This is a genomic window from Ornithinibacillus proteolyticus (assembly GCF_039581225.1).
GTDB lineage: Bacteria > Bacillota > Bacilli > Bacillales > Amphibacillaceae > Ornithinibacillus > Ornithinibacillus massiliensis.
Genome location: NZ_JBCPXV010000019.1, coordinates 17,125 through 36,891, shown reverse-complemented (window position 1 = coordinate 36,891; position 19,767 = coordinate 17,125). Strand labels below are relative to the sequence as shown.

Below are 19,767 nucleotides of genomic sequence, written 5' to 3'. Positions count from 1 at the left end.
AATGGAACCGAAAGTTATAGAGAAAGACACGTTTCGAGTGGCAGGATATCAATTTGAAGCAAATTTACAACAGGTTAAGGAACAGGATTTGGTCGGCAAAACATTGTCAAAGCTGAAGGAAAATGCAGACCTATTCCAGCACAAGCTAGGGAATCACTTTTATTTAATACAAGTTTATCCAATGAAGGACCAATTCGATGTGAATGAGGATACGTTTACCAATATTATTGGCTACGAAGTGGCTGATGAAGATGTTCCAGATGGCGCTATCCTCCATACTATAGCTAAGAACACCTATGTAGCCTACACACACAAAGGACCAGAAAGTGACCTGCAACAATCGTATGATTATTTATATGGTAGATGGTTAAAGGCAAATAATTATATGCCTGTTGGGTATGATCTCGAGCTATGGGACGAACGATATAAGCGGGAGCAGCCGGATAATGAGATTGATATGTTTATTGCGGTAGAGAAATATTGATGTTTAGTAGGCTGGCTGCCAACGAAGGTATCAGAAATCAAAACCATTGCAATGACTGAATATTGGTAGGCTAACCATATATTCTAGCGTTTTCCCTCTTGGTTATTCAATACCAAGGGGGGACTTTTATTCCAGAAGACCGTGAGTGTTATACAAGCAGTTCGCAAAAATATCTTTATTATGGCCCTACAACTATTAACACAATATCATCTGCTATCGTGCGCATAACAGCAAGGTGCCCGCCAAACGGTTTTTCAAACGGGGGTTGTATCCAATGAATATTCTCGTTGCTTTTATGGGTATGATAGAAGTCTTTCACATCATCAACTAACACTTCAATGTCAGGTTCCTTCAAATTTTCACTATCATGTAAAACAAACTCTGTTTCCCCATTAGCGAATTGTAACCCCACCATATTAGAACCATCTGTTTGATTAGAGCGGAACATTTCCGTTGCTCCAAATGTACTTTTGTAAAAATCAACTGACTGTTCTAAGTTTGGGGTAAAAAGAGATACAGCCTGTATTAATTTTATATTTCCTTTTTTTGTAGTCATCAACATTCCCCTTTTTTCATTTTATAATTGCCAGCAATTGAGTTCACCTATTGCATCATGCAAGATCCAACCTGTTTTATCAAAATAATGGTTCATTGATGAATGCTTCGGGCATTTAACACGAACCGGGCCTGTATTTATATTAGAAAGCATCTGCTTTAGTAAACCTTGCTTTCTATGATTTTTACATATAGCAAATTGATAAAGTGATATACTACCGTCTGTTTTTTTCTTGTAAAATCTAAGAGCGCCGACTATACCATACTCTTTTTTGGCAATTAACATTTGTTTTCTTCTAATAGCAGCTTTAACCCCATCCGGACAAACAAATTCCCGGTTATAAATATGATCATGAGAGATTTCTATGTTCTCTTCAAAGAATGTTAGCACCTCACTAGTATCTGAAGGTATTGCTAGTCTGATGTTTATTGTGTTATCTTTTGAGATTTGCATGATTACCCCCCAACAAGAACGTTTGTTCCTATCATATCATAACAATCTTCCCACAGGAAGGTTTTTCCACTATAATACTCCGTTAGGAAAATCTTTAACGCTACTTTTTGATTCATATATCAAATATTTATTCAAAAAATAAAGATCCTCTCAATTTGATTATTTCATCCTTGTAACCGTATTGAAGAATATTTCCCAAACTTGCCTTTGAAAACCGACTATAGTTTTCTAGATCATTTTACATGGGTTATTTGTGGACAAACAGTTACTATTTTAAGCTATAGAAAGGTTTCAGCAAAATCCTCTTCTGAAATTACACTTATTCCATTTCTCTTTAATAAAGCGGAGGTGACACCCATCCCCTTAACTTTTTTCACCAATGAAATCACCATTATAAATCATGGAACTAACACAAGATGGATTGTTCTCCTTCAGGATAACAATGGTCGCAACGGCAAAGTTGTAATTGTTTTAGAATAGGGATACATAGGAACACCTCCTTATGTTACTTATACTTACTCTTTAACCGTGTTAATGCGCATATAGATCTCCAACTGTTCTTGTCCTGTATTGGTAGGACGATATACTTCGATTAAATGATAATTAGGGTCAGCTTGATCCCCTTCTTTAACAATCCAGTTGATTAACTCGTCATAGTATTCGCCCATTTTCGTTAAATCCAAAGGAACCGATATGCTTGCAAATTCACCCTCATACTGAAAGAGATTCATCTTCTACGGTACTTCTCCCGCTGGTTCTCCTTCCACAAGTGCTCCTAAATAAAAATACCCAACTGTATGTTCAGGACTTTTTTTCGGTTCATAGACTATCACTCTGGTAAATGAATCGTCTCCCCGATAAGACTCTCTAAAGTCTTCAATTGCTTTTGGTATTATGATAGGATATTCTTCAAATTTTCCTGTGTACTTTTTCCCTAACACATTGAATTGTTGGTTATTCTTATGAAACATCCTTAAATCTCCCTTCTAGCTTAATTAGTTTTTAGTGCTATACCCCACATCATTTTTCATGTTACAACGCCAAAACGATTTCCGTCTGGATCCCTTACATCAAAGCCACGAATGCCATCATAATTCTGAATCTCACCTATATTTGCCCCTTTTTTTAACAGGTCCTCATACGCTGCATCCACATTATCCGTGTGAAAATTATAGTAAACATCAACCGCATAATTATTTTTAGGGAACCTCGGCTGTTCTATCTGCTCGCATTTAACTAAACATATCATTACCCTTCGATTACCTAATTTCATCGTATAGGCATCTGGTTCATCTTCATGGACAAGTTCAAATCCAAGCATATCCATATACCATTTTTTGGAGCGAGTTAAATCCGTAACAGGGACAAAAATTCCAACTCCATAAAGCAATTCCTCCACCTCCTTTTTTCTTTCTAAATCAAGTAACGAGTGTTTTATGGCATTTCTTACAAGTTAATCAAATATATTTCACAAAAGACGAGTTAATCCTAATAAGAGTTTATCAGATTGCATATATGATGTACTTATCTATTCCAAACTTCTAAGATGGTGTTCCAAAATTTAACAAATTGTTGGTATTAAACTAGGTTTAACCTTTATGCTTAAGTTAAGAAGGAGTTTGAAGTCATTTTTAAGAAAAATTAAGTATAGGGGGAGAAAAATTGAAAGCAAATAATCATACCCGTCCTTCGTGGAGAAAGGGACTTTTATGGGTTTTCCACCTTATCATTTTCGGAATTGGACAGTTGGCATTCTATATTTTTGATGGTTATAAGGGCTGGCATATCTTTAGCTTGAATCCTTCTGGGGAGCGGTTTGTCACAGAAACGTTTCCACTAAGCAATCTAGTCCAATTTTATGACAGTGATATCGTTAATGGAACAACCGTTATATGGGGAATAATCCTGATTATTCATGGATTAGTTACAATAGTTACTATTTTATGGCCAAGTAAAGAGAGTTATACCAAGTAGTGGCGCTTCCCATCTTGGTACATAGGTTTGCCCCAGTCCTAATTTTAACAAGTCTATCCGTCATTAATATTTATTATATAGAATTTTCGAAGTACTATTGACATTAGACTAGGTTTAACCTTTATGCTTAGGTTGTAAATAAATTTTTAAGGAGTGTTTATAATGTATCGTTGGGATGGGGGATTTATTATGGTTGACCCGGAGCATTTTGACAAGGCAGTTGAGTGGTATGAAGAGCTATTAGGCTGGAAGTGTTTAGACAAAATAACTTCATGGGTTGGTCGAAAGGCTTTTATGAAAATGCCACGCTCTGGGGTTGTGACCATTAAATCGTTTGAAGGAGAGTATGAACATTTTCAATCTCCAAAAACAGAGGGGAATGTAAGGCTTGGTTTTGCTACATACAACCTTGATGGAACGTTACGTTACTTAGCGGATAAAGATGTGAAGTTTACTGAAATAAAAACATTACCAAATGGGCAGCGATATTGTGATATATTCGCCTTTGATAATACGAAACTAGCTATTGCTGAAGAGCCAAGAGGTGAGGATGAAGCGGAATATCCGCCATCTGGAATTGTTGGATTTGGAACCGTGAATACAATTATTCATGTATCTGATCCAAAGCAGTCCGCTGACTGGTATGAAAAACATCTTGGATTTGATATCGTAGAAGTTGATAACGAAAATGGTTATGCACATCTTCGAACAGAGGACGCCTATGATAGAAATGCATTAGACCAATGCTTCTGGGATAATATTTGGCTACTACAAACGAACAAAGTAGTTGAAAAACCGAATGATAATAAAGCCAGAACCTATTATGATATTCGTCCAGAAGTATTCTTTCAGGAGTATAATAAATTAATTAAGAATGGGGTTAAACCATCGGAAATTGCTGGGGACCCAATTAATGGTTGGGGTGGTTTCCATATTTATGATCCAGACAATAATCGTATTAACGTCTGGTCATATATCGCTAACTAGCGTCAGGAGAGACAAGTATGCATTTTACTATACAGGAATTTTCGAATAAGACCGGTTTACCTCCCAGTAAGCTTCGGTATTATGATAAGAAGGGTTTATTAGAGCCATCTACCCGGCTAGAAAATGGGTATCGAGCGTATACCCCAGATCAAGTTCATCTTGCGAAAATGATCGATTCATTGAGGCAAGCAGATATAGCGATGAATGATATCAGGCGATATTGTGATGCAACGGAACAAGAAAAGAAGGCGTTGCTTGAACAATGGAAAAAAGATTTAGATAAACGAATGGAAGCCATCTTGGCAGCCCGTAAATATGTGGGCGGAATAAGAGCAGACAGCACTCACACCTTATTACTATCCAAGTGGGAGAAGGAGAAAATCCTTGTCTGGCAACGAGTTGAAGCAGACCGTAGCCCACATCCATTTAAGCAATACTTTGGTCAAGCTAAAGATCGGTTAAATGGACAAGTAGCTTCCGAGCATGTGTATGTAAAAACAGAGGCAATCACTTCGAATAGTATTATTGGGGATATTGGATTTGAGGTAAACAGTAACTTTTCTTTAGAAGAAGACGATAACATTCGTCTGGAACGAGTTCCCCCTACGTTATTTGCCGTTTTGGAAGACTGTCGGGCAGATGATGCGTTTCTATGTTTTTCTTATATTCAAATCGTCATCCGTTACGGGTTCGAACCAGCGGATTATAAGCTAGAAAGATATTCAAGTATAGACGAAGATAGCTTTGATTATTTGATACCGATTGTAAAATGACGGTTCCCTTAATGGGGAACCGTATTTTCTCTTAAATTGCTCTTATCTGTAACTGTCCTATGACATATGGTTATAACAAATCCGCCTAGTTGACATATTCTTCAGGATTTGGAGGGGGGGTCAGGATTTGGGGCACCTCTTTCAGGATTTCAGGCACCTTCTTCAGTTTTCATAAAATCACCCAGATAGCGCCCTCTAAAAACCCTATAAGAAAAGCCCCACAATCTTGCTTCATAGAAGATTTTGAAGTTAAAGCATCCAATTACCTTTGACTGTTATCTGTAAATTATCTATCACTTTGTCCTTCATCGTAACATTTGGGTATAGCAAAAACCTTTCAGCCTTTGCCATAATATTTACTTTAGATCTGGAAATACCCAATATTTCTGCTAGGAGCTTATCTATTCTTAGACCAACATCATATTTACAGCAAATCTTAATGGTCATTTCATTAGGAACTGATTCGGACTTTTCCTTTCTAATCTCGTAGCGTATATTTTTACTCACATCATCACATAATTTCCGTAGTTTGTTGATTTGAAACGCATAATACCAAATCGTCTCTTGATCATTATTCATGAACTTTTGATGTAGTATTGGATCTATTCGATTTACATGTACTCTGGATAAAATAGGGTAGTTCCAAGTACTTTCACAATGCATGCACTTATAAATAAGCCAAATATCAACGACTTTCTGATTTGCATTCACCCTAAATTTATCACTACAAACGTATTCCGTGCTTCTCTTACAATTCCTACAATGTCGTATGACGTTCGGCTTTTCCTGTGCAATAACCTCATATTTCACTACATAATTTAAACTCATAACCCGCTCCTCTATTTTCCAGAGGAACGCTAATAATAGCTGAAGGGAGAAAATTTCCCATATAAAAAAACAGGACACCTTATAGGTATCCCGCTTGGAATTTAAAACAACAGATTATCCCGCGTTCCCCGTAATGGCTAAAAATAGGCACACTTCTCCCGTAGAATGAACACACAGTTCAAAAAAGAAATGTACTATTTAATTGCTTAACCATTACAAGTAAGCTGGCAAACCGAATTCCACCTTCCGTGTTTCTCCTATTTTGAATTATACAATAATTCTATCCATTGTCAATCCCCTAACCGAATGCCAAGGTTATTCTCCAAAGTGGCATGAGCTTTATCAGGATTTAGGGGTTAGTAGAGGCACAATATCGTTATCGGGACAACTGTATGGGGAATAATCCTCATTATTTATGGATTAGCTACTATTTTTTGGTCAGTAAAGAGAACTATACCTAGGAGTAGCGCTTATTTCGCAGCAAATCCGCCTAGTTGACATATTCTTCAGGATTTGGAGGGGGGGTTCAGGATTTGAGCGCAATCTTTCAGGATTTCATAAAATCAGCCAGGTAATGCCCCTTTTGAAATGGTACCCTAACCCTCGAACACCGCCCCCCCAAGCTTCATCCGCTTACTTTTTCTTTTTTAACTCTCGCAAATACCCCATTGAAGCAGCAAAAGCAGCTGCTCTTTCTGGGATACCCTTTCTTATAAGCGTTTCTGCAGTTTGTTCAATTTTGTTTCCAGCACCTTTAAACTCCATGTTAGTATCCTCCCTTCAACCCATATTATTTGCCTGGTACATAAATATATTTATAACTTACTGGAGGATACAGACTTCCGGTGGGATGTTTTATATTCCAATGAGGAAAGGAGTGGCAAAGGGAAAAGCACGAGAACCACCCTACCCTTTACCCTAGCTCCTTCCACAACCTCTCCAACAATTTTATGTTTTTGCCATAAGTCGGGATGCTTTATTCAATACTCGTTTTATTACCCTTTGTTAACCTATCATAGTCCTCACTCGACAATTCAATCAGATACGATGATAATGTTTTAACTTTGTTATTGTTCTCTTTGTCAAATTTATATACATCGCAAAAAGCATACGTGGTTCCTTCACTATGCTCACTTGGCAATTTCATCGTACCCTCGACGAGCGCATTATTCCCCTGTACGATGATTTTTTCAACCGTATGTTCTTTTGCTACAACACCACGCATTGGCTCAAGGTTATTTCTGGCAGCTTCTTTTCCTTCCATTACGGAGTCTCCAATAAAGTTCCATTCAATATCCTCAGCAATGTTATCGACGATATAATCTATATCACCTGTCACGAATGCCTCATTTAACCTTTGTACTTTCGCAATATTTACAGAATCGTGCTTCAAATCGAAGCCAAAATAGACGGTTATTTCGTTAATTTTCCCATTCTCAAATAAAAAATGTTCCATATTTTGAAAAGTAGCACCAGACTTTAATACGCATTCGTATCGAATGACCGCTTCATCTCCGTCTGTAAAAAGATTTTGGATGTGATATTCTTCTATGTCTTTACAACTTGGCCAACACTTTTCAAAATATGCCTCCCGGTTAATTTTGTCATCGACCGGACTATTAAACGTGAAGTCATGGCTTAACAATTCCTCTAAAATTCCCCTTTCCTTTGTTTCATACGCATTAAAATAATCTTGCACAAGATTCTTTAGATTTGTTTTTCCCATTCTTTTATCCCTCCACTTTTTACAAGCAGGCTTCCTGCTGTAGTTGGAAACAGCAAGTTTATCCTATTCTAGCACGTTAAGCAGTGCGTAAATTCTTCTAGGTTGCTTTTTTTGGAATTGAGGGGAAATTCATTATGAGAAGTGGTAAGAAATTTAACTTGATAAATCATCGAGGCGTAATCTACGGTGAAAAGTTCTTATGATGTAAGAGTGTTTCCATAAATACAAATGCAAAGGGTGAAGCATGGCTCCACGCTTCACCCTTGCTCTCTCAACAACTGTTCCACTAATAGCTGTGATCTCAACCCTTCTTCTCCATCTACGAATGGTTGGCTGTCGTTTATGATACAATCTACAAAATGCTTGACCGCGTCAACAAATCCTTTTTGTTTTAAAATTGTCTCCCAGGATGGGGAGGTTTGTATCGTTACTTTCCCGTCTTGCTCTGTTTCCATTACATTCATATTCTTCACTCGAATGAGCGCACCGGCCGTTAACACCTTCAATTCTTCTAAGTTGGTTCCCGCATGTCGATGCATGGAAAGTGTAAATGGATTACCATGCTCCCCTTCCCACACATGCTGGGCAAACGTAATCTGCTTATCAGCGTTGATATCCATCTTATGGTATGCCAACTTACTTTCTCCAGCCTGAAGCCATCTCATCAAGTCAACGAGATGAATGTAATCATCTAGCATGGTAAAACGGTAATCGTGTGGACCAATATCATGTGCACGATGTTTCTCCAAGGAAAATGCAGTAAGATCCTGTGCCTGCTCTTTTGCAGCGACATACATCGGTGCAAAGCGGCGGTTAAACCCAACCATTAGCTTTCGATTATGCTTCACACTCAACGCTACTAGCTTCTCCCCTTGTTCCACTGTCGCAGCGAGTGGCTTATCCACATAAACGTCCTTTCCATTTCGTAGAAGCTCGGATACGACTTCAAAATGGGATTCTGTTGAGCTATGGACGAACACTGCATCACTTTCCTCTATTAATGCCGATAAGCTAGGAAAGTCTTGGATTCGATATTGCCTGCAAACTCGCTGTCTTTTCTCTGCATTCGGTGAAAAAGCGCCAACAAATTGCCACTTGGTTTCCTTTGTTAAAATAGGTAAATACGCCTTTTGTGCAATGGATCCTAGACCAACCATCCCGATTTTTGGCTGTCTGATAACCAACACTCCTCTTGTTATAAGCCTGACTTATAGATTTTTTCCATTTGTCTCAATGACTTCTTTATACCAATGATAGCTTTTCTTTTTAATCCGGCGAAGGTCATGCTCCCCTTCTTCATGTTGATTCACATAGACAAATCCGTAGCGCTTTTGGAAGCCGTTTAGCCAGCTTAATAAATCGGTAAAGGACCAAGTACAATAGCCAATTACATCTACACCATCACTGATTGCCTCTTGGGTCGCCTTCAAATGCACTCGCAAATAATCAATACGATAGTCATCATTTACGATATCGCCTTCCTCAAGCTTATCGTATTCCCCTAAGCCATTTTCACTGATTAGAATTGGTAATTCGTATCGGTTCGTGATCCGGCGAAGGGCGATGCGAAGTCCGGTTGGGTCGATGTTCCAATCCCAATTTGTCCGCTCCAGATGTTCATTTTTCACGGTTTTATAAAGACCTGGTACACCACTATCCTCGGTTGAGCCTTTCTTTCCGGATGTATTCATTTTCCCTTCTGATACACCATCTAACGGGTTCTTCTCAAAGGTAGTCGTTTGGTAATAGTTTAATCCCATAAAATCCGGCTTACCCTCTTTTAGTAATTCAAGGTCACCGTCTTCAATAGTTGGTGCCAAGCCCTTTCTTTCTAAGTAACGCCATGCCACCTGAGGGTATGTTCCCCATGCATAAACATCCATCCACCAATGTGCATTTAACTCTTCTGCATTTTCCGCAGCAACGATATCCTCAGGCTTAGCAGATGCTGGATACGAAGGGGAGTAGGCAAAGCTAGGGCCAATCTTTCCGTCTGGTACATAGTTGCGGAATTCCTTAATCGCACTGGCATTTGCCAAATTCGCATGATGATTGACTTGATGGAAAAGCTGCTCATCCTTTACTCCTGGGGGATGTAGAGCCGTTCTGTATCCAAAATTGGTGAAGATATTTTGTTCATTCAAGCTCACCCAATATTTCACCCGGTCACCAAAATGCTTATACAATGTAACCGCATAATTGGTAAAGTCCCGAATAATCTCGCGAGATTCCCAGCCACCATATTCATCTTGCAGTGCCTGTGGTAAATCCCAATGATAGATGGTTAAAATCGGCTCTATACGATGCTTAATTAACTCGTCGATTAGATTACTATAAAATTGGATGCCCTTTTCATTGACTTCTCCTTTCCCATTAGGAAAGATTCGAGCCCATGAAACGGAAAAGCGATATGCCTTCAATCCCATCTCAGCCATCAAACGAATATCCTCTTTATAACGATGGTAATGATCGACTGCTGTATCACCAGTTGTTCCTTTAAAGGTTTTCCCTGGAATTCGGACAAATTGATCCCAGTTGGAAGGTCCCTTTCCATCTTCATCCCATGCTCCTTCAATCTGATAAGCAGAAGAAGCCGATCCCCATAGGAACTGACTAGGAAAGGCTTCTAAATTCTTATGTATCATCATATTCCCTCCTTCAATTTAATTTGCTATACATGGAGACTAAGTAAACGTCAATGTATACCCAGCTCCTACTATCTATAAATTCGCCCGTTGTAAGAAGTGATAGAGCGCCCCAATTAAATTAGAGTCATTGCCAAATTGGCATGGATGCACCCTAATATCTAAACATTCATCATTCGGTTTCATTACCTTAAGCTTTTCATTGATCTTATCAATTAGCCCATCCCGTTTACTGATTGCTCCACCGATTAATATTTTCTCTGGGTCAATCATGTACTGTAAATTGTATATCCCTACCGCTAAGCGCTTGATGAATTTTTCGATTTCATCCTGTACTTCTAGGTCACCCTCATCCGCCATTTTAAACACCGCTATCCCATCAAGCGTGTTAGGGTCGATGTCTTTGCGTTTTGCAACCTGCATCACTAAGCCCCCAGTTGCAGCAAGTGAGCTCCATGTTTCCCCAATCGGCTGGTCCAAATAATCCTCAAGAATCATATAGCCGAATTCACCACCGAAAAGATTGCTACCATGGCGGATCTTCTTATCTAAAACAAGTGCCCCACCAATTCCCGTACCGATCACGATACAAATGTAGTCATTAATCCCTTTAGCAGCACCAATCCAGCCTTCTGCCAAACCGGCACAATTCGCATCATTTTCCAGCTCAACCACAAGCCCTGTTCGTTCTTGGATGAGTTGTTTGATATTCGGACCATGAATATAGGGAAGAGCGGTTATCCCTTTAATGAATCCAGTTTCTACGTCTACCGCTCCTGGCATACTTAAGGCGATACCACTTAGAACCTGTTTTGTCTGAAATTCCTTCACCACGGAATCTATAATATTTACAAAAGCGTCTATACCGTCCTTCGGTGTTGGAATAGAGGATTTTTCTATAAAAGACCCAGCCTCATCCATAAGGGAATACTTGATTGCGGAACCACCCACATCAAAAACTGCATAATAGTTCACCAAAAAACCTCCTAACACCCCATACAAGATTCTAGTTGCTATTGTTTTTATACACTTTCCGAGAATAAATCGATGTAATATTACCAGAAGGTTTTATCCGCTCCACATGACTCCCTGACAATAAGTTCAGAGTCTGTAAACACTGGCTTTATTTTCGATTGCCCCTCAATTAAATCATTTAACATATAAGCTGATAATTTACCGATCTTTTCCTTATCCTGTTTTACCGTGGTCAGTTTCGGGTTACTATAACGGCATGCTGGAATATCATCACACCCAACAACTCGGATGTCATTTGGAACTTGTAATCCGGCCTCTTTAACCGCCCGTAATGCACCTAATGCCATTAAGTCTGAAGCAGCGAAAACGGCTTCGGGGACATCATCTAATTCAAGCATTCGCTTCATAGAGAGATAGCCACTCTCTTCCTGGAAATCTCCGTATTGAATCCATTCATCTCGTAGCTCAAGGTCGAACTGCTGCATCGCATTCTTGAACCCTTTTAACCTTAAATTTGAAATGACCGATTCACGCATTCCACCGATAAAACCAATTTTCCGATGGGAATTCAAATAAAAGTGTTCCACCACTTTCCTTGATAAGCTCACATTATCCGTCATGACATAGCTCGCATTAGGCCCTTTTAATTCGATATCTATACCGATACAAGGGAATCCACTTTCCGCAAGCTCAAACGTAGCATCCTCGACCTTCTCACCAGCAATAATCAAACAGCCGTCTACGTTAAAATGCTTGCACCTTGCTAAATAACTTCCCTCATCCTGTAGAAAATGCTCATTAGAAAACATCAAGATGTCATACCCTAATAAGCCAATATTTTTCTTAAAGGTTGAAATTACCTCATTGAAATATGGGTGTGTCATATCCACATTAATCCTACCGGCATAGATGAGACCGATGAGGTTTGATTTTTTCGTTGCTAGTGACCTTGCTGAAAAATTAGGTGCATAGCCCATTTCATTAATTACGGTCATGACCTTATTCTTCGTTTCCTCACTTATTCCCTTATAATTATTGATTACTTTTGAAACAGTTGCCTGTGAAACCCCTGCCATTTGTGCAATGTCTTTTATCGTTAACCCCATCGTATAATCTCCTCTAATTCCTTGATATATATTTCCTACTGCTAGATTACTAAGAGTCATAGAGTGATACAATAGCCAGGCAGGAAAAATAAATTATTTTACCGATCCTTCCGTAATACTAGAAATAAATAATCGGTTAAATAGTAAGAAAATGACTAGTAACGGAACAGTCGCCCAGAATACGCCAGACATAATCATTCCGAAGTCCACATTATTCGTATTGCTTAATTGTGCTAATGCCACTTGAATCGTATACATGTCTGGGTCTCTTAAAATCGTAAACTGCCATAAAAATTCTCCCCAAACCGCCGTAAAGACAATGATTCCAAGCGTTGCAAATGCTGGTAGGATAATCGGTAGGACAATTCTCCAGTAAATGCGGAAATTCGAGCATCCATCTAATTTCGCAGCCTCGATTAGTTCATCCGGAACTGCTCCTGAAATATATTGGCGCATCAAGAATATCCCTAACGGATTTAAAAAGAACAAAATCATGACCCCTGGTAAAGTATCCAGAAGTCCTGCATTCGAAATTAAAAAGTATTGCGGAATTAACCCTAGCTGTGGCGGAATAATCATCGTTACTAAAATCGCGACAAACAGAATATTCTTCCCTGGGAACTTAAACTTGGCAAAAGCAAAGCCGGCTAGAGAGCTAATAAAGAGAACCACAATCGTAACAACTGCACACAATACAAAGGAATTCCACATCCCACCGAAGAAATCAATTTGATTTAATACCTTTTTAAAGTTTTCAACTAGCATATCTCCTGGTGTAAGGGTTGGTGGTATAGAATTGTAGGCAGCACTTGGCCGTGTCGCCATAACAAACATCCAATAAAAAGGAAAAAGAGAAAGGATGGAAGCAATGAATAAAAATGAGTAAATAGATAGTTTACTGAACGATAGCTTTTTGCGACTTTTGTTTATGCGATTACTCATTTTTGAACACCTCGCTTTTTCCTTCCAAATCCTTGCGTCAATCTTAAATTAATGACAGCAAATATCGTGATGATAACTAACAGAATAATCGCTGTTGCAGATGCCGTTCCAAAGGACTGTAATCTAAAGGCATCACGATATAAGTACATAACAATTGTCATCGCTTCATCCCTTGTGAAAGCATCAGCCCCTAAGAATACAGTTGGTTCAGAGAATAACTGCATCGCGCCAACGGTTGATGTAAATACAGTCAAGATAATAAAAGGCTTCATCATCGGAATCGTAATATACCAAAGCTGCTGAAACTTATTAGCACCATCCACAGTTGCCGCTTCATATAAGTCATTCGGTATACTTTGAATCCCGGCTAAATAAATGATTGTGTTATATCCAACCCATCTCCAAAACACCATAAGCGATATGGCAATCTTGGTTCCCCATTCAGAGGCAGCCCAAGAGACCGGGTCAAGTCCAAAAAGATTCGTTAACACATAATTAGCAAAAGATGAATCATGATTACTGAATAGCACACTAAATATAAGTGCCACGGCAACCATTGAGGTTAAATATGGCATAAATATCGTTACTCGGAAGAAGCTCTTAAACTTAAGAAATGCCAAATTTAATAAATAGGCTAGAATAAGTCCGACAACTAATTGTGGAGCCGTTCCCATAATCCCCATGATAATCGTGTTGTAAACCGATTTCCAAAACAGCGGATCAGTCAGTACGAGCTCAAAATTAGCTAACCCATTAAAGGTCATTGGACTTAAGCCATTCCACTTCTGAAAAGCTAAGTAAAAGCTAAAAAGCGCAGGATATAGACCAATAAGTGCAAAAATAATAAAGAAAGGCGCTATATACAAATAACCCGAAATCATGTCCTTCTTTTCTTCAGACCTATATTTCTTCTTTTTCCCTATAGCTTCTTTCTTACTGGCAGAATTCATGTTCACGCCTCTTTTCCATTTCAAAATAGTACCGTGCCTTTAGGCGTTCCTAACGTCGTTTTTTCTGGGTCTTGTAAAAAAGTGGCCGGCTTACTTCTTCCATCCCTGTTTGGCAAAAGGCTTGTCTCGGTAAGCCGACCATCACTATTTGTTTCGTTCAATATTATAGTCTTCAGAGTTTAATAGATTAACGTTTCATTAAATCCTCAGCACGTTTTACAGCTGCTTCCCACTCTTTCTCTGGGTCTGCATTATTGTTTTGCACATTTTTCAGTGCATTTAAGATTTCGTTATGAACAGGGAAGTATTTTTCCCCTTTGTATCCAATCCCTGTAATGTCTTGGGCAGCCTTAGCAAATACTGGAGCTGTTGCCTGAGAGCCAAAGAATTCATCTTCATTCGATGTGAATTCTTCCATCTCATAGACTGAATGAGCAGAAGGGAATAGTCCATGGCTTTGGAATGATTTTAATTGATTTTCTGGTGAAACAAGCCATTCAATAAAATCATATGCCGCTTGTGCATGCTTAGTTTCACTTGGGATTGCGATATATGATCCACCCCAGTTTGCAGCGAACTCAGTAGGTAATGTCGCTACCTTCCATTTTCCAACCGCTTCCGGTGCATTTCCTTCCATCCAGCCTTTCAACCAGCCTGCACCTAGTTCCGCAGCGAATTCACCCTTGTTCACCGCATTTGCCCACTCTGGGCTCCACATTTCATATTTACCAACTATTCCTAGGTCATTCAGATGAACCGCATAGTCATATGCCTTTTTCACTTCACTATCTGCTCCAAGATTCAATTCATTATCTGGCGTTAAGTAAGCTGTTTCTGCTGCATCTAAATACGCTCTAAAGGCCATTTCGATACTATCCACAAAAGGCATTCCCGTTGCTTCTTTTACCTTTAACCCAGCCTCTTCAAACTCCTTAGGTGAGTTAATTAAAGCTTCCACCTCTTCTGGGTCTGTTGGTAGTCCTGCTTGCTCAAATAAATCGGTTCGATAGTATAATGCTTTCGGCCCGATATCGGTTGGAAGGCCAAACAAGAAATCGCCATCCACATTCTCTCCACTTTTCCATTTCCAATCTAAGTACTGATCCTTCACATCATTCGCACCAAGGTCATATAAGTTCTCGAAACGATCCTGGGCAACTTTAAAACGATCGAATTGATCAATTTCTAGCATCGCAATATCCGGTGCACCACTTCCAGCAGATAATGAGGTAAAGAGTGCATCATGATGATCTGCCGTTTCCGATGATTTCACTTTAATTTTAATATTTGGGTTTTGATCCTCGTATTCTTTTGCCAAATCCTCATAACCAGTTGCACCAAACGTCCAGAAGTCTAGCGTAATTTCCTCGTTCGAATTACTATTCTTATCACCACTTGCCTCTTTATCACCATCACCACTACAAGCCACTAAAGAAACCACAAGCAAAGCTAATAATCCAAGAACAGCAATATGTTTAAAACTTTTCAACGATATAACCCCCTATAATTAATTTAATAGTTTGTAAAACTCTCTTGATTCACTTTAGAAATGGACACCTCCTATACACGATTAAGGAAACCGGTTTCTTTAAATTTCAAAAAAATTAGTAAGTAACCGCTTACAAAGAATTATAGTGGTTACTTTTTTAAAAATCAACATGTTTTTTTAGGGATTTTTAATAAAAGCAGTAAAGTTTAGATAATTAATGGCTGGAGCTTGCAGAAACCGATTTCGTTAATTGGTGGAGAGTAACGCTTGGTAGAGTCCTCTACCCGCTAATACAGCAGATAAATATAACGTGGCCGCCTAGTTGACATATTCTTCAGGATTTGGGGCACCTTTTTCAGGATTTGGTAAAATCTCGCGCGTAGCATACCCGCATAATCAGCAGCTTCTATTGGGGACAGAAAGAAAGAAAGAAAGAGGCTGGGGCAAAACTATTTCTAACATAGGATAAACCGAACATGAAAGCTAGCGCATCAAACCAGCCCCAGAAATATTCTACGCTTTTCCGCGGGCTGCTGATGAGCCTCCCACAGGAGTCTCCGTATATTTCCGGGGCTAATGTGGTGATTGTTCGTTTTTTATTACCTTTGTTTTCGTTTTGTCCCAGCCTCTTCTAGGGAAATTCATTATGCCACCCTACACATACTTCCGCAAAAAGCTCACCATTAACGAATAAACCTTTAAGGCGTTTTCTGTTTTAGAAAAGCCATGGCCCTCGTCTTCGAGTACGAGGTATTCGACGTCTTGGCCTCTTTTTTTCATAGCATCGACGATTACATCGGATTCTACCTTTACAACGCGTGGGTCATTGGCACCTTGTATGACTAGCATGGGCTTGGTCATCTGGTCAATATAAGTCATTGGCGAGTCTTCTATTAATTTCTCCCGGTCCTCGTTGACATCACCAATTAACTCTCTATCCGCTTCCTTCCAATGTTCTGGGGCTGTCTCAATGGTTGTAAATAAATTACTTGGGCCAAAGATATCGACAAATGCCTTAAACCGATCTGCATGGCGACCGTGAAGAAGTAAGGTCATATATCCACCATAGCTTCCACCAATACAGAACCATTTATCCGAACTAGATTTCCCTTGTTGGTCTAGCCAGTCCATACCGGCGATGATATCCAGGCGTGGTCCGCCTCCCCAGTCTTTATTTACTAATCTCATAAAGCTCTCCCCATAGCCAGTGCTACCACGGAAGTTCGGCGCGAATACGCTGAACCCTTGGGAGCATAAATATTGGAAGAGTGGTGTAAAGGTTTTTCTCACCGCATGCTGTGGTCCACCATGTGGCCATAGAATGGTATGTCCATTATCCAGCTCCGGATTCGGTGAAAAGTAGAGTGCTTCGATTTTTAATCCATCAAAGCTATCATAGGTAAGCACCTCAGGCTCTGTTAATGCTTCATTATCCACCCCGATGATTCGGTGCTGGGTTATCTGCTCCAAGCCGCTTGTATCGGTATACTGGAATAAGTTTGCTGGGAAGGTTGTTGACCTACCTAGTGCATAGATGGCGCCACTTTTTCCAATCTTGATTTTATTGACCATATCAAATGGCTTATCGAGTAAAGTAGCTTCATTTGTAGCTAAGTCGAACCTATATAAACGGTCCTCTACACCACGCTCTGCGACAAAGTAGACCCGATTTCGCTCCCGGTCAACGGTTAAATTCGATAATTCGTAGCCATCGAACGCTACTAGCTTCGTAAATGTCCTCGTGCAAATCTCAAAGCTAGCTAAATAGTAATATTCACTTTCATAATTGGTTAAAAGTAACACCTGATCATCCGTTAGATATTTCACTTGACGAACTCGATGCGGCTTTTCCTGTGAAGGGGTAAGTGGGATTATCTCCTGACTCTTAGCAAGATAGCCGAAGGAGCTTGTATTTCCTAGCTCTTTTGAGAACGCAAAGCTCGATTCATCCGGACTAACGGAATACAGATAACTTGGCCCGTTTTCCCCCTGTATCAAAATCTCCTTGTCACCTGTCTCCAGATTTACTCGGCCTATATTTAAAAAGTTGGGATTGTCTACGCTCGTTATGTAATAGAGATGTTGGCCATTTTCCGCCAAATCACCATAGTAAAACTTTTCCCCTTCAGCTTTTAGCACTGCGACTGGTTCTCCTCCACTGCTTTTGACTGCATAGATGTGATAGTTTTCATCTCCATCTGTATCGTAACCAGTTAAGAAGTAGTTACCCGCGGGTGTATATTTTACAAAGGAACTCATTTGATTGGCAGTTGTTAGCTGGTAAGGGTACCTCTCATCAAGTCTCATGGCCCATACATTGTAATAGCCATTTAAATTGGAGGAGAAAAGAACTTCCTCCTCTGTCGCATTCACATCAAAATCAACAATATTTATCGTTCTGAAAAAGCTCTCGATACTAGGCTTTGGAAATTGAAACATGTATATTCCCCCATTGCTATGCCAGCACACTCTAACGGCATTGTTTTTTTATTTATCTAAATATTATATCAAAATTAATCCTATATCGATATGTATTTACTCAAACGTAATATCGATTTTCACGAGCTCAGAGCGTGTACCAATACGTATTGGCGGTCCCCAAAAACCAAAGCCTGATGTCACAATAGAATGCAGCTGTCCCTTCTGCAAGTAGCCGTAATCATTTTCATAAATGGCATCTGTAATAAGGCTGCCTGGGAATACTTGTCCTCGGTGTGTGTGACCAGAGATCATGAGGTCAATCCCTTCCTGCTGTGCGATATCCAATTCATATGGTTGATGATCAATTAGAATAGCTGGTAAGTTAGGGTCTACTCCATCCATTAATTGCTCTAAAGGAAGCCTGTTTGGATCGATTTTGTCCTTCCGTCCAATTAACGTAAATTGCCCTGCAATTTCCTCTGTCTCATCATACAATACTTGGATTCCACTGTTCTCTAACGCATCAATGATTTCCTGCATAGTCCCCTCATGCTTGTCATGATTCCCAAGTGATGCATAGACGCCATATGGTGCATGGAGCTCGGACAGTATTTGACCTATATTATGATCCAGGAAGATTTTCAGGTCGTCATCAATGATGTCGCCCGGCAAGAGGATGATGTCTGCATTTAGGTTGTTCATTTCCTTTACAAAGCGCTCTGCATGACCTTTACCTGACAATAGTCCAAAATGGGTATCTGCTGCCATGGCGATTGAAAGACTATCAAGAGAGGAATCACCTTTATCGATCTTAATCTCATAGCTTTTTACGACTGGACTATAAGCGTTAAATATGCCATATCCCAAGAAGGATACCATTAAGACGAGTGTCACGACCCCTGCCCATCTCTGTGTTTTATGCCTTGGTAGTCGCGTACGACGCAAGAGAATAACAGTAATGTGAGCAAGCGGCACTAATAGTAACAGCAAGTAGAAGCATGCCATCCAATATGCGCCAACCATTTGTAAAAAGGTGCTTCCAGACATCATCCCAAAGAAAAACGAACTTGCTACTACTATGACGACTAGGCTGTAAATGATCTTAAATCGTTTGCTTGATGATTCTGGTTGAAGAAAGCGATAGCCCCTCCAGCCAATATAGTAAACGAGTCCTCCATATACTAGCAGTGTACTGATTAAGATTAGAATGAACATACGTATGATTAAACTCCTTTTCTGCTTAGTTTGATTGCTCCATAGTAGGAAACAGTACGAAAATAAATTAATAGAGTAATAGTTCCCTTTTGTTAATACCCTATTTTTTCATAATTAAGCCTACCTACTTGAGAAGCTTTCATGTTTGTATGTATTACTCTTGTATTATAGCTTAGGTGGTTGTTATGGAGTAATTGATATGACGTGTTTATTGAGAGTTTGATAGCCGATAGTAGGAAGCAG

The 19,767-nt window shown here is 39.5% G+C and carries 21 protein-coding genes and 1 pseudogene; 4 read left to right on the top strand and 18 right to left on the bottom strand.

Going from position 1 to position 19,767, the window contains the following annotated elements; all coding sequences use genetic code 11:
* The first annotated feature begins 1 nt into the window (after position 1).
* Positions 2–484, top strand: a complete 483-nt coding sequence (locus AAIB49_RS10480) for a GyrI-like domain-containing protein (RefSeq protein ID WP_186867973.1) — start codon at positions 2–4, stop codon at positions 482–484.
* Between the two features lie 178 nt (positions 485–662).
* Here AAIB49_RS10480 and AAIB49_RS10475 read toward each other — a convergent pair whose 3' ends face one another.
* The 6 genes and pseudogenes from AAIB49_RS10475 to AAIB49_RS10450 form a co-directional block, all read right to left on the bottom strand.
* Complete coding sequence (locus AAIB49_RS10475; protein WP_343458052.1) at positions 663–1,040, bottom strand: VOC family protein; 378 nt, start codon at positions 1,038–1,040, stop codon at positions 663–665.
* A gap of 21 nt (positions 1,041–1,061) precedes the next feature.
* A complete protein-coding gene (locus AAIB49_RS10470; RefSeq protein ID WP_339212426.1) occupies positions 1,062–1,493 on the bottom strand; it encodes an N-acetyltransferase in 432 nt (143 codons plus the stop codon).
* Positions 1,494–1,771: 278 nt separating this feature from the next.
* Positions 1,772–1,943, bottom strand: a pseudogene (locus tag AAIB49_RS10465) (2-thiouracil desulfurase family protein); the annotation flags it as partial.
* A gap of 65 nt (positions 1,944–2,008) precedes the next feature.
* The gene (locus AAIB49_RS10460) at positions 2,009–2,224 is read right to left on the bottom strand and encodes a hypothetical protein (protein ID WP_343458051.1); all 216 of its coding nucleotides are present in this window, start codon (positions 2,222–2,224) and stop codon (positions 2,009–2,011) included.
* A gap of 3 nt (positions 2,225–2,227) precedes the next feature.
* The gene (locus AAIB49_RS10455; RefSeq protein WP_343458050.1) at positions 2,228–2,464 is read right to left on the bottom strand and encodes a hypothetical protein; all 237 of its coding nucleotides are present in this window, start codon (positions 2,462–2,464) and stop codon (positions 2,228–2,230) included.
* Positions 2,465–2,520: 56 nt separating this feature from the next.
* The gene (locus tag AAIB49_RS10450) at positions 2,521–2,892 is read right to left on the bottom strand and encodes a VOC family protein (protein WP_343458049.1); all 372 of its coding nucleotides are present in this window, start codon (positions 2,890–2,892) and stop codon (positions 2,521–2,523) included.
* Between the two features lie 263 nt (positions 2,893–3,155).
* Here AAIB49_RS10450 and AAIB49_RS10445 point away from each other — a divergent pair, with 263 nt between their 5' ends.
* From AAIB49_RS10445 to AAIB49_RS10435, 3 genes are all read left to right on the top strand, one after another.
* A complete protein-coding gene (locus tag AAIB49_RS10445) occupies positions 3,156–3,467 on the top strand; it encodes a hypothetical protein (RefSeq protein ID WP_211740907.1) in 312 nt (103 codons plus the stop codon).
* Positions 3,468–3,629: 162 nt separating this feature from the next.
* Positions 3,630–4,454, top strand: a complete 825-nt coding sequence (locus AAIB49_RS10440; RefSeq protein ID WP_186867969.1) for a VOC family protein — start codon at positions 3,630–3,632, stop codon at positions 4,452–4,454.
* 17 nt (positions 4,455–4,471) lie between these two features.
* Positions 4,472–5,227: a MerR family transcriptional regulator gene (locus tag AAIB49_RS10435; RefSeq protein WP_343458048.1), complete on the top strand. Its 756-nt coding sequence runs from the start codon at positions 4,472–4,474 to the stop codon at positions 5,225–5,227.
* A 249-nt stretch (positions 5,228–5,476) separates the two neighbouring features.
* On the opposite strand, the gene AAIB49_RS10430 is transcribed toward AAIB49_RS10435, so the two are convergent.
* The 12 genes from AAIB49_RS10430 to AAIB49_RS10375 form a co-directional block, all read right to left on the bottom strand.
* Positions 5,477–6,055: a DUF1062 domain-containing protein gene (locus AAIB49_RS10430; RefSeq protein ID WP_343458047.1), complete on the bottom strand. Its 579-nt coding sequence runs from the start codon at positions 6,053–6,055 to the stop codon at positions 5,477–5,479.
* A gap of 633 nt (positions 6,056–6,688) precedes the next feature.
* The gene (locus AAIB49_RS10425) at positions 6,689–6,820 is read right to left on the bottom strand and encodes a hypothetical protein (protein ID WP_255488041.1); all 132 of its coding nucleotides are present in this window, start codon (positions 6,818–6,820) and stop codon (positions 6,689–6,691) included.
* 211 nt (positions 6,821–7,031) lie between these two features.
* On the bottom strand, positions 7,032–7,781 hold the full coding sequence (locus tag AAIB49_RS10420) for a nuclear transport factor 2 family protein (RefSeq protein WP_339212406.1): 750 nt from the start codon (positions 7,779–7,781) through the stop codon (positions 7,032–7,034).
* A gap of 257 nt (positions 7,782–8,038) precedes the next feature.
* Positions 8,039–8,959, bottom strand: coding sequence for a Gfo/Idh/MocA family protein (locus AAIB49_RS10415; RefSeq protein WP_343458062.1), 921 nt, complete (start codon positions 8,957–8,959; stop codon positions 8,039–8,041).
* Positions 8,960–8,989: 30 nt separating this feature from the next.
* Positions 8,990–10,426, bottom strand: a complete 1,437-nt coding sequence (locus tag AAIB49_RS10410) for a glycoside hydrolase family 1 protein (protein ID WP_343458046.1) — start codon at positions 10,424–10,426, stop codon at positions 8,990–8,992.
* 75 nt (positions 10,427–10,501) lie between these two features.
* On the bottom strand, positions 10,502–11,401 hold the full coding sequence (locus AAIB49_RS10405; protein WP_343458045.1) for an ROK family protein: 900 nt from the start codon (positions 11,399–11,401) through the stop codon (positions 10,502–10,504).
* 80 nt (positions 11,402–11,481) lie between these two features.
* Positions 11,482–12,507, bottom strand: a complete 1,026-nt coding sequence (locus AAIB49_RS10400; protein WP_211740903.1) for a LacI family DNA-binding transcriptional regulator — start codon at positions 12,505–12,507, stop codon at positions 11,482–11,484.
* A 93-nt stretch (positions 12,508–12,600) separates the two neighbouring features.
* Positions 12,601–13,449 (bottom strand): carbohydrate ABC transporter permease, encoded by an 849-nt coding sequence (locus tag AAIB49_RS10395; protein ID WP_343458044.1) that lies wholly within the window; start codon positions 13,447–13,449, stop codon positions 12,601–12,603.
* A complete protein-coding gene (locus AAIB49_RS10390) occupies positions 13,446–14,399 on the bottom strand; it encodes a carbohydrate ABC transporter permease (RefSeq protein ID WP_186867961.1) in 954 nt (317 codons plus the stop codon). The genes AAIB49_RS10395 and AAIB49_RS10390 overlap by 4 nt, the downstream gene beginning before the upstream one ends.
* A gap of 187 nt (positions 14,400–14,586) precedes the next feature.
* A complete protein-coding gene (locus AAIB49_RS10385) occupies positions 14,587–15,888 on the bottom strand; it encodes an ABC transporter substrate-binding protein (RefSeq protein WP_343458043.1) in 1,302 nt (433 codons plus the stop codon).
* Positions 15,889–16,542: 654 nt separating this feature from the next.
* Entirely contained in the window at positions 16,543–18,327 is a 1,785-nt protein-coding gene (locus tag AAIB49_RS10380; protein ID WP_343458042.1) for a S9 family peptidase, read from the bottom strand.
* A 96-nt stretch (positions 18,328–18,423) separates the two neighbouring features.
* Positions 18,424–19,524 (bottom strand): metallophosphoesterase, encoded by a 1,101-nt coding sequence (locus tag AAIB49_RS10375; RefSeq protein WP_343458041.1) that lies wholly within the window; start codon positions 19,522–19,524, stop codon positions 18,424–18,426.
* Positions 19,525–19,767: the final 243 nt, after the last annotated feature.

Excerpts from the sequence above, each read along its gene's own strand:
- AAIB49_RS10410 (WP_343458046.1), bottom strand. The coding sequence starts at position 10,426 with ATGATACATAAGAATTTAGAAGCCTTTCCTAGTCAGTTCCTATGGGGA.
- AAIB49_RS10470 (WP_339212426.1), bottom strand. The coding sequence starts at position 1,493 with ATGCAAATCTCAAAAGATAACACAATAAACATCAGACTAGCAATACCT.
- AAIB49_RS10375 (WP_343458041.1), bottom strand. The coding sequence starts at position 19,524 with ATGTTCATTCTAATCTTAATCAGTACACTGCTAGTATATGGAGGACTC.
- AAIB49_RS10460 (WP_343458051.1), bottom strand. The coding sequence starts at position 2,224 with ATGAATCTCTTTCAGTATGAGGGTGAATTTGCAAGCATATCGGTTCCT.
- AAIB49_RS10420 (WP_339212406.1), bottom strand. The coding sequence starts at position 7,781 with ATGGGAAAAACAAATCTAAAGAATCTTGTGCAAGATTATTTTAATGCG.
- AAIB49_RS10425 (WP_255488041.1), bottom strand. The coding sequence starts at position 6,820 with ATGGAGTTTAAAGGTGCTGGAAACAAAATTGAACAAACTGCAGAAACG.
- AAIB49_RS10395 (WP_343458044.1), bottom strand. The coding sequence starts at position 13,449 with ATGAGTAATCGCATAAACAAAAGTCGCAAAAAGCTATCGTTCAGTAAA.
- AAIB49_RS10455 (WP_343458050.1), bottom strand. The coding sequence starts at position 2,464 with ATGTTTCATAAGAATAACCAACAATTCAATGTGTTAGGGAAAAAGTAC.
- AAIB49_RS10400 (WP_211740903.1), bottom strand. The coding sequence starts at position 12,507 with ATGGGGTTAACGATAAAAGACATTGCACAAATGGCAGGGGTTTCACAG.
- AAIB49_RS10435 (WP_343458048.1), top strand. The coding sequence starts at position 4,472 with ATGCATTTTACTATACAGGAATTTTCGAATAAGACCGGTTTACCTCCC.
- AAIB49_RS10480 (WP_186867973.1), top strand. The coding sequence starts at position 2 with ATGGAACCGAAAGTTATAGAGAAAGACACGTTTCGAGTGGCAGGATAT.
- AAIB49_RS10440 (WP_186867969.1), top strand. The coding sequence starts at position 3,630 with ATGTATCGTTGGGATGGGGGATTTATTATGGTTGACCCGGAGCATTTT.
- AAIB49_RS10430 (WP_343458047.1), bottom strand. The coding sequence starts at position 6,055 with ATGAGTTTAAATTATGTAGTGAAATATGAGGTTATTGCACAGGAAAAG.
- AAIB49_RS10380 (WP_343458042.1), bottom strand. The coding sequence starts at position 18,327 with ATGTTTCAATTTCCAAAGCCTAGTATCGAGAGCTTTTTCAGAACGATA.
- AAIB49_RS10390 (WP_186867961.1), bottom strand. The coding sequence starts at position 14,399 with ATGAATTCTGCCAGTAAGAAAGAAGCTATAGGGAAAAAGAAGAAATAT.
- AAIB49_RS10475 (WP_343458052.1), bottom strand. The coding sequence starts at position 1,040 with ATGACTACAAAAAAAGGAAATATAAAATTAATACAGGCTGTATCTCTT.